Annotated in this window: 9 protein-coding genes; 4 read left to right on the forward strand and 5 right to left on the reverse strand. The window is 66.5% G+C overall.

All coding sequences use genetic code 11. From position 1 onward, the window contains the following. Nucleotides 1-13: 13 nt before the first annotated feature. Nucleotides 14-1,099, forward strand: coding sequence for a threonine aldolase family protein (locus ON45_RS04260; RefSeq protein WP_040492244.1), 1,086 nt, complete (start codon nt 14-16; stop codon nt 1,097-1,099). A gap of 125 nt (nt 1,100-1,224) precedes the next feature. Next, nucleotides 1,225-1,536, forward strand: a complete 312-nt coding sequence (locus ON45_RS04265; protein WP_051062428.1) for a WhiB family transcriptional regulator — start codon at nt 1,225-1,227, stop codon at nt 1,534-1,536. Nucleotides 1,537-1,553: 17 nt separating this feature from the next. Here ON45_RS04265 and ON45_RS04270 read toward each other — a convergent pair whose 3' ends face one another. Continuing rightward, a complete protein-coding gene (locus ON45_RS04270; RefSeq protein WP_040492210.1) occupies nt 1,554-2,072 on the reverse strand; it encodes a gamma carbonic anhydrase family protein in 519 nt (172 codons plus the stop codon). Nucleotides 2,073-2,224: 152 nt separating this feature from the next. On the opposite strand from ON45_RS04270, the gene ON45_RS04275 reads away from it, so the two are divergent. Further along, entirely contained in the window at nt 2,225-3,778 is a 1,554-nt protein-coding gene (locus ON45_RS04275) for a prolipoprotein diacylglyceryl transferase (RefSeq protein WP_040492211.1), read from the forward strand. Nucleotides 3,779-3,817: 39 nt separating this feature from the next. After that, entirely contained in the window at nt 3,818-4,603 is a 786-nt protein-coding gene (locus ON45_RS04280) for a crotonase/enoyl-CoA hydratase family protein (RefSeq protein WP_040492213.1), read from the forward strand. 3 nt (nt 4,604-4,606) lie between these two features. Here ON45_RS04280 and ON45_RS04285 read toward each other — a convergent pair whose 3' ends face one another. From ON45_RS04285 to ON45_RS04300, 4 genes are all read right to left on the reverse strand, one after another. Next, nucleotides 4,607-5,065, reverse strand: coding sequence for a GNAT family N-acetyltransferase (locus ON45_RS04285; protein WP_040492215.1), 459 nt, complete (start codon nt 5,063-5,065; stop codon nt 4,607-4,609). Further along, nucleotides 5,062-5,568: a hypothetical protein gene (locus tag ON45_RS04290; protein WP_040492216.1), complete on the reverse strand. Its 507-nt coding sequence runs from the start codon at nt 5,566-5,568 to the stop codon at nt 5,062-5,064. Before ON45_RS04290 ends, ON45_RS04285 begins: the two co-directional genes overlap by 4 nt. A 17-nt stretch (nt 5,569-5,585) precedes the next feature. After that, the gene (locus tag ON45_RS22930) at nt 5,586-6,071 is read right to left on the reverse strand and encodes a hypothetical protein (RefSeq protein ID WP_051062429.1); all 486 of its coding nucleotides are present in this window, start codon (nt 6,069-6,071) and stop codon (nt 5,586-5,588) included. A 112-nt stretch (nt 6,072-6,183) separates the two neighbouring features. After that, nucleotides 6,184-7,794: an FAD-dependent thymidylate synthase gene (locus ON45_RS04300; protein ID WP_040492217.1), complete on the reverse strand. Its 1,611-nt coding sequence runs from the start codon at nt 7,792-7,794 to the stop codon at nt 6,184-6,186. Nucleotides 7,795-7,927 lie beyond the last annotated feature (133 nt).

The following is a 7,927-nucleotide window of genomic DNA, read 5'->3' on the forward strand; positions in this document are numbered from 1 at the left end:
GACGGTGACCACGATGCCTCCTGCCCCCAATCGAGCCTTTGCCAGCGACAACGCCGCCGGAGCCCATCCGTCGGTGATCGAGGCCGTGCTCGAGGCGAACACAGGACACGCTCTGGCCTACGGGGCCGACGACCAGACCGCCGAGTGCGAGCAGCGATTCAACGACACGTTCGGCGCTCCGGTGGTCACTCGCGTGTGTTTCAACGGGACTGGGGCAAACATTGCCGGTCTGGCGACGGCGATGGGTGCGCTGCGCGGCCCGCATCACGCGATCGTCTGCACCAACTGGTCACACATCGCGGCCGACGAGACCGGCGCTCCCGAGCGCGTCCTCGGGACGAAGTTGATCGAGCTTCCCTCCCCCGACGCGAAGATCACGCCGACGATGCTCGACTCGGTCGCTCACCTCCAAGGCGTGCAACACCATGTCCAGCCTGGTGTCGTGTCGATCACTCAACCCACCGAGCTCGGGACCCTCTACTCCCCCGACGAGGTGTCCGCCCTGTGTGCTCGTGCGCACGACATGGGCATGCTCGTCCACCTCGACGGCGCCCGCATCGCGAACGCCACGGCAGCGCTCGGAGGCGATCTTGCCGCGCTGCGCAGCTTCACCATCGATGCCGGCGTCGACGTGATGAGTTTCGGGGGAACGAAGAATGGCGCACTGGGAGCTGAAGCGGTGATCTTTCTCCGGCCAGAGCTCGCGGAGGGGTCGGAGTTCGTCCGCAAGCAGGTCACGCAGCTCCCGTCGAAGATGCGCTACCTGTCGGCGCAACTCAACGCGCTCCTCCGTGACGACCTCTGGATCGACCTGGGCGCGCACTCCAACGCCATGGCGGCGCGTCTCGATGAACTGGTCCGAGACATCGTGGGCGTCGAACTGGACGGTCGTCCACAGGTCAACAGCCTGTTCCCCCGCCTCCGTCGCGAGGCGATCGGGCCGTTGCGGGACTGGTGCTTCTTCTGGGACTGGGACGCGACGGTGAACCAAGTGCGTTGGATGACCGCCTGGGACACGACCGAACAGGATGTCGAGCGCTTCGCGGCGGGTCTGCGGAGCCTCCTGACCGAGCTGGATTCGGACTGTCGGGCGAGCTGACACAAATGGTTGTAGACCACAATTGACTGTGCGGTTGATTTCCTCTACTGTGCGCCTTGATACGCCAGGAACGACCGTCGAACGGGGTTTTCGACGGTCCGGACACTCGAGGGGAACGAGATTTCATGACGACGATCGACCTGCCGGCTTTGGCCATTGGCACCGACGCAGACGCGGATGATTGGATGCGGGAGGGGGCCTGCAAGGGCCTGACGCACCTGTTCTTTCCGACCGCAGCGGAACGACCGCAAGCACGCGAGCGTCGCGAGGACGCCGCCGAAGCGATCTGCGCCGGGTGCACGGTGCGCGTCGAATGCATGGATTTCGCTCGCGACCACCACGAGTACGGCTTCTGGGGCGGCGAGTCCGAGGACCAGCGCCATGCCGCCGGCTACCGGCTGATCGCTCCGATCGGGGTGCGCGCTCGCGCCAGCTGAGCCGCTCGTCGGCGGAGCTAGTCGAGACGGCGGAGATCGGTCCGATATTGGGCCGCTCTGCGCACGTATTCCTGACTCCCCAGGTCGATGTCCTCGCGACGGGCTCGGCCCTCCTTGATCGTGGCCGGCGTTCCCACCGCGATCGCGCCGCTCGGCACCTCGGTGTCGTTCAACACCACCGCGTTCGCTGCGACGATCGACCCGGTCCGCACCACGCATCGGTGCAACACCATCGACGCGTTGCCGATGAGGACATGATCCTCGATCGTGCAGCCTTCGAGATGGATGAGGTGGCCGAGGACGCAGTCGCTCCCCACGATCGTCGGCCAGATCGGCGTGGTGTGCAGGACCGCATTGTCCTGCACGCTGGTGCGTTCGCCGATCGTGATCTCGCCGCCGTCGCCACGCAGCACCGCGCCCGGCCACACCGATGACTGCGACCCGATCGTCACCGATCCGATGATGGTTGCGTCGGGATGCACGAATGCCTCGCCGCTGATCGTCGGTTCCTGGGTTCCCAATGCGTAGATGGCCACGGCGGCACCGTATCGATGCCGTACCGGAGTTCTCAACCGGAGTCAGCCGTGGGGGGATTCGACTTCGACACGTCGGCGCCGTGCCCCTGACGTCGATCGCTCCGGCAGTATCGAATCGTTTCTGATTCGTTGAAGCGGTACGTTGGGGCGCTATGCCCCGCAGGATTGACATCGAGCTGACGAGCGCGCTCGCCGACGGCTCTTGGACATGGCGTGCAGCCGGAGCCCGCGTGCCGAAAGGCGTGCTCGACGGACAGATTCTTCCCGACGGTTCGGCCGTCGGCGATGAGATGAAGGCCGAGATCGAGCAGGAACTCGACGGGATCCAGGTCCTCTCGATCATCAAGGGTCGTGAGAAGCCGGCGCCCGACCTGCTCGAGCTGCTTCCGGTCGAGGAGAACTTTCAAGCCGTCATCGAGACGCGGGCGAAGCGTGACCGGAGTGATCGTGGTGATCGCGGCGGGCGTGGTCCGAAGCGCGGACGCGGTGGCGATCGTCGCCGCCGAGATGGTGAGGAAGGCAGCGGTGGCGGAGACAAGCGTGGCGATCGTCGCGGACCCCGCCGTCCCCATTTCGACCCGCCGCCCGAGGTTCCGCAGCGTCCGAAGCCCAAACGGCTCCGCCCCGGGAAGGCTCGCCGAAACGAAGTGCTCGCCGAGATTCCCGAGGAGCAACGTCCGATCGCCGAACTCGCCATCCAAGGCATGCCCGCCGTCCGTTCACGTCTCGCCGAGGACAACAAGAAGCTCGCCGAGGCCGGCAAGCCGACGATGCCCGAGGACAGTGTGTTGAAGATGGCCGAGAGCCTGATGCCGAAACTTCGCGTCGCCGATTGGCTCGACCGTGCCGAAGCTGCGCTGCGCCAGATGGAGAACCTCGACCTGCGCGATGTGCGCAGCGTGGTCGCAGCCAGCGACGACCCGATCGTCGCCCGCGACGAGTCGACTCGCGAGATCGCGACTCAGCTGAAGGAAGCACTGGTGAAGAAGCAGGAGCAGGAGCTCAAGCTCTGGCTCGAGGACGTCGATGCGGCACTCACCGTCGGCCGTTCGATCCGCGCCCTCCGCCTCTCGTCGCAGCCGCCGAAAGCTGGAGTGATGTTCCCGCCGGAACTCGCCCGCAAGCTCGGCGCCGCCGCCACTGCCGGTCTGACACCCGAGGACTCGTCCGATCGGTGGGCTGCGGTGATGGAAGCCGCTGCATTCTCGCCGGTGCGCACGCTGGTGACGCCGACCGAGCCGCCGACGACGATCACCGACGATCTGCGCAAGACCGCGCTCCGCCTCGGCCCGCTGCTCCCCCAGATCGCCGAGCTCCTCGGCGTGGAGGTTCCCGCAGGTGCTCCGCGGCCGAAGCCGCTCCGGCCCGGCCCGCGCAACGACAAGCGCAAGAAGCCGGCGCGCCGTGACGGCGGAAGTGAGGGACGGCGAGACGGCGGTCGCGACGCGGCGAAGTCCCAGGCGGAAAAGCCCAAGGCCGACAAGCCCCAGGCCGACAAGCCCGAGGCAGCCAAGCCCGAGAACGACACGCCGTCGAGCAACGACCGCGCTGCCGAGAAGGCCGAGACGCCCGACCAGGGAACCGACGAGCCGACCGCGTCCCCGACGGACGAGGCCGGCGCAGCACCCGATCCCGAGGCCTCCACGGAACCGTCACCGGAATCGGAGTCGGCGAAGCCGGACGGGGACGACACCACCACCACGTGATTCGCCGCGGTCCGTCGACGAGTTCTACGCTCGGCGGTCATGGCTGACATCGTCACGTACGAAACCCGCGAGCGGACTGCGCTCATCACCCTGAACCGTCCCGAGGCCCGCAACGCGGTCAACGGCGACGTTGCCGAGGGAATGGAGGCCGCCATCGACCAGATGGAAGCCGACGACGAGGTCTGGATCGGCGTCCTCCAGGCCAACACCGAGGGTCAGTCCAAGCCGGTCTTCTGCGCCGGCGCAGATCTCAAGGCGATCAACAGCGGCGATGCCGCGCGACTCAGCACGGCCCGCGGCAATTTCGCCGGGTTCGTGTATCGGGAACGCAAGAAGCCGGTGATCGTCGCGGTCGATGGTCTCGCAACGGCAGGGGGATGTGAGATCGTGCTCGCCGCCGATCTCGTGGTGGCGTCCAGGAACTCGGCGTTCGGTCTCGCCGAAGTCAAGCGGAACCTGATCGCCGGTGCCGGCGGATTGTTCCGCCTGCCGCGGGCGATCGGGAAGTCCGCGGCGATGGAAGCCATCCTGACCGGCGAGCCGATTCCTGCCGAACGCGCCTACGAGCTCGGACTGGTGTCACGTCTCGTGGAACCGGGTGAGGCAACGACCGAAGCGCTGCGACTCGCCGAGCAGATCACCGCCAACGCTCCCCTCGCCGTGTGGGAGAGCCGCAAGGTGGTTCTCGCGAGCGAGGATCAGGACGACGACACGTTGAAGCAGATGACCGATGCCGCGATGGGCAAGGTGATGTCGTCGGAGGATCTCAAGGAGGGCCTCACCGCGTTCATCGAGAAGCGCACTCCCCAGTGGACGGGCCGCTGATTCTCAGAGTTCGCGGTAGGTCGTGATCAGGCGGGCCACGATGCCCGCACGCTCGTAGAGGTTCTTCGTGTGGCGGTCGCCCGGCAACGACTCGCCCTGGACCGCCATCGCGCCTGCAGCCTTGCCGCGCTCCATGACGAACTCGAGCATCGTGTCACCGAAGCCGTTCTCACGTGCCTGCGGGGTGACCCACACCTGATCGACGCGCAGGATCTGGTCGTCGCCGAGCACGGCGACCAAGTATCCGACGACGGTCTCGTCGATGTGCGCAACGGCGACATCGACCCCCGGTGCCCGGCACCGCTCGACCCAGCCGGAACCAACGGGCGGATGCTCGATCAGCCAGCGGTCGCCGCCGCGCTGGCCGACCAACGCAGCTCGGGCCTCGGTTTCGAGAAGTTCGAGTTGGGCGATGTCGTCGGCGTCATCGGGGGCGGCCGGGCGAACCAGAGGATCGATCACTGGTCGGCCAGCTGCGCGAGCTTGCCGAGAACCGTCCGGCGCCGACGGTGAGCGGTTTCGTACCGCCCGATCTCGTCCCGCTTCGCGGAGTCGAGCGCTTCCAGCTTTGCGACGATGTCGATCGCGGGCAGCGTGTCGTAGTCAGGGAGGGCCAGGTCGGCGACGTCCGGCAGCGGGTCGCCCGAGGTCGCCGTCGATTCCTGGCTATTCGCACCGGAATCGCTGGTGGAGGCCGGAACCGAGTCCCTCGATGGATCCTCGGCCACGGTGGTCTCGGTGGGGCTCGTCGCTGCGGCCTCGAGCCGGCTGCGCACCTGAGCGACACCCTGGTCGACGGTGAACCGACCGATGAACCGGGCGTTGTTCAACTCCTGGCGAGCCTGCTTGACCGCCCGTGGACCGTCCTCGATCAGCATCGCCCCGAGCCCGATCGGCGCGTAGACCAGTAGGTCGATCGCTACCCGGAGGACCGAGCTCGCGTCGTGTGCTCGGCCCCGACGCATCACTGGATCGTTCGAACTCAGGAGAAGATCGGGCAATCGTCGTCGCCAACGGGACAGTTGGGGGCCGACGTCTTCACGAGCAGGAAGCACGAGTTGCAGAGCTGTTCGTTCTGCTGCTTCGGCTGCAAGCGTTCGCCGCCTTCGCCACGGGTGTCCCCTGGTGACACATCGGCTTCGTCGTCATCATCGTCGTCATCGTCGTCGTTGGCGACCAGGCGATCCTTGAGGATCTTGTCGAGATCCTCCTCGACGTCGTCGTCGTCGACCATGTCGTCATCGTCGTCGTCATCGTCGTCCTTGCGCTTCTTGCGCTTGGTTCGCGGCGCGTCGTCCTCGTCACCTTCTTCGTCGTCGTCATCGTCGTCGCCGTCATCGTCGTCGTCGGTCGACGAATCGTCGTCGTCCTCGTCGAGTTCATCGGCATCGGGATCGTCGAGGTCGTCGCCCTCGTCGTCACCGTCTTCTTCCTCGATGTCGTCGTCCAAAGTTTCGTCGTCAGCCATGTTGCTCGCGATCGCTATTCGTGTCGTCCCAGGAACGTGCGGATGCAGGTCCGGTTCGGCGGAGCATACGCAAAGGCATGGCGACCGTCGGATGGCAGTGCTGTGACACCCGTCACAGCTCGGGAGATGTGCCTCTCCGTTGCTCGGCGCGGCGCTCGGATTCGAGCCGTTCGAGTTCGGGAGCCTCCGTCGTCATGAAACTCATCGCAGCCGCCAGTGCATGATGGCCGGCCTGCTCGGCGATCAACCGGTGCATGTCGAGCGCCACTCGGCGATACGACGGGTGACCCTGTGGCGACGATCGCAGTTCGAGCATGTGGAACGCCTCACGCACGTTGAACTGCATGTTGTACCGCATGCGGTACGCCATCGACACGGCGTACGCCGCTTGCTCCGGGTAGCTCTCGAGCAGATCGTCGTGCAGCGCCGCCGAGCGACTCATCGTCTCGTCGAACAACCCGCCGACACCGGCTTCCTCCACCAACTCCGGACGGGTGTAGCCGTGATTCGGGGTGAGCCGCTGCCACTCGATCGTGAGCATGCGGTGGCGCTGCATGTCGCGAAACGCGCCGTAGTCGCTGAGCACGTCGAAGCGGTAGAAGCTGCGCTCGAACGCGCGGCCCGGCTTGTGGCGTCGATTCTGCCGGTCGCCGATGTAGGCCTTGAGGAGCGACATCCGCTCGTCGACACCGAACGACCGCACCTTCTCGAGGATCTGGGTCTCGGGGAGCGACGAGTGCGAGTAACAGATGGCGGCCAGGATGTTGTCCTCGGCATCGGGGTCGAAGTCGACGAGCGTCACTTCGGCGGCCGGCTCGACCGGTGCTCCCCCGAGCAGGTCGGCGACGGCTTCACCGGAACGGTCCCGGGTGTCGGCGAGGTACTCGCTCCAGCGGCCGCCGCGCTCCGCGATGTCGACACGACGGAGGAAGCTGGGGATCACCTTCCGCAGTTCGTGGAGCATCAGGTCGGCGTACGACCGTGCCTCGGGCAGCGGGTGCGACCTCATGCGGAGGAGCAGCGCCTCGAACGCCTGGCCCGTGCCGTAGATGCCCACGTTCGAGGTGGCCGCTGCCGGGAGCATCCCCCGTACGGCATCGAGCGCTTTGGCCCGCGTCGCCGTGCGATACACGAACTCGCTGTCGTCGGGCCCGCGTTCGACCGTGTCCCGAACGTGGTCGGTCACGAACTCGGCGCACTGACTGTAGGCATCGAAGATGCGATCGAGGTCGCCGACGTACCGCGTGCCGAGTGGCGAGGCCAGCACGGCGGGATCGCGGTAGTACCGGTACCGTCCCCCGAGGCGACTGTCGTACGCGATGTAGCGCGTGCTCTGTTCGAGGTAGCTCATCAGCCGCCCCCACTCGAGCACCTTCGTCAGCAGGTTCGACGCCTGCTCACACGCGAGATGGACGCCGCCGAGTTGCGCGACCGAGTCGTCGCCGTAGTCGAAGAACACCCGCTCGTACAGCTCCTCGGCGCGGTCGAGACCGACCGTGGCGTCGATCGACTGGTCGCCACGGATGTCGAGATCACCGACGAACTCGTCGAGGAACAGCCGTCGGAGCGACTTCGGACTGCGGCTGTATCGAGCGAAGAGTGCACCTTTGACCACCTCGGGCAGGTTGACCAGGGCGAACACGGGCCCGTCCAGGTTCGTGAAGTACCGACGCAGGACGTCGGACTCGTCCGACGTGAAGGATTCAGGCACGTACACAGCCACGGGATCAGACTCTACGGCCCGCCGGTACCGCCACCCGGGATCGCGCGAGCCCGTGAGCAGGGCCTCGGCGAGAACGGTCGACCGAGCGTCTGGCGACCAACCGGCGTTCTCGTGAACAGTTCGCGCACGGAGC

It is taken from the genome of Ilumatobacter nonamiensis YM16-303 (genome assembly GCF_000350145.1).
Lineage (GTDB): Bacteria > Actinomycetota > Acidimicrobiia > Acidimicrobiales > Ilumatobacteraceae > Ilumatobacter_A > Ilumatobacter_A nonamiensis.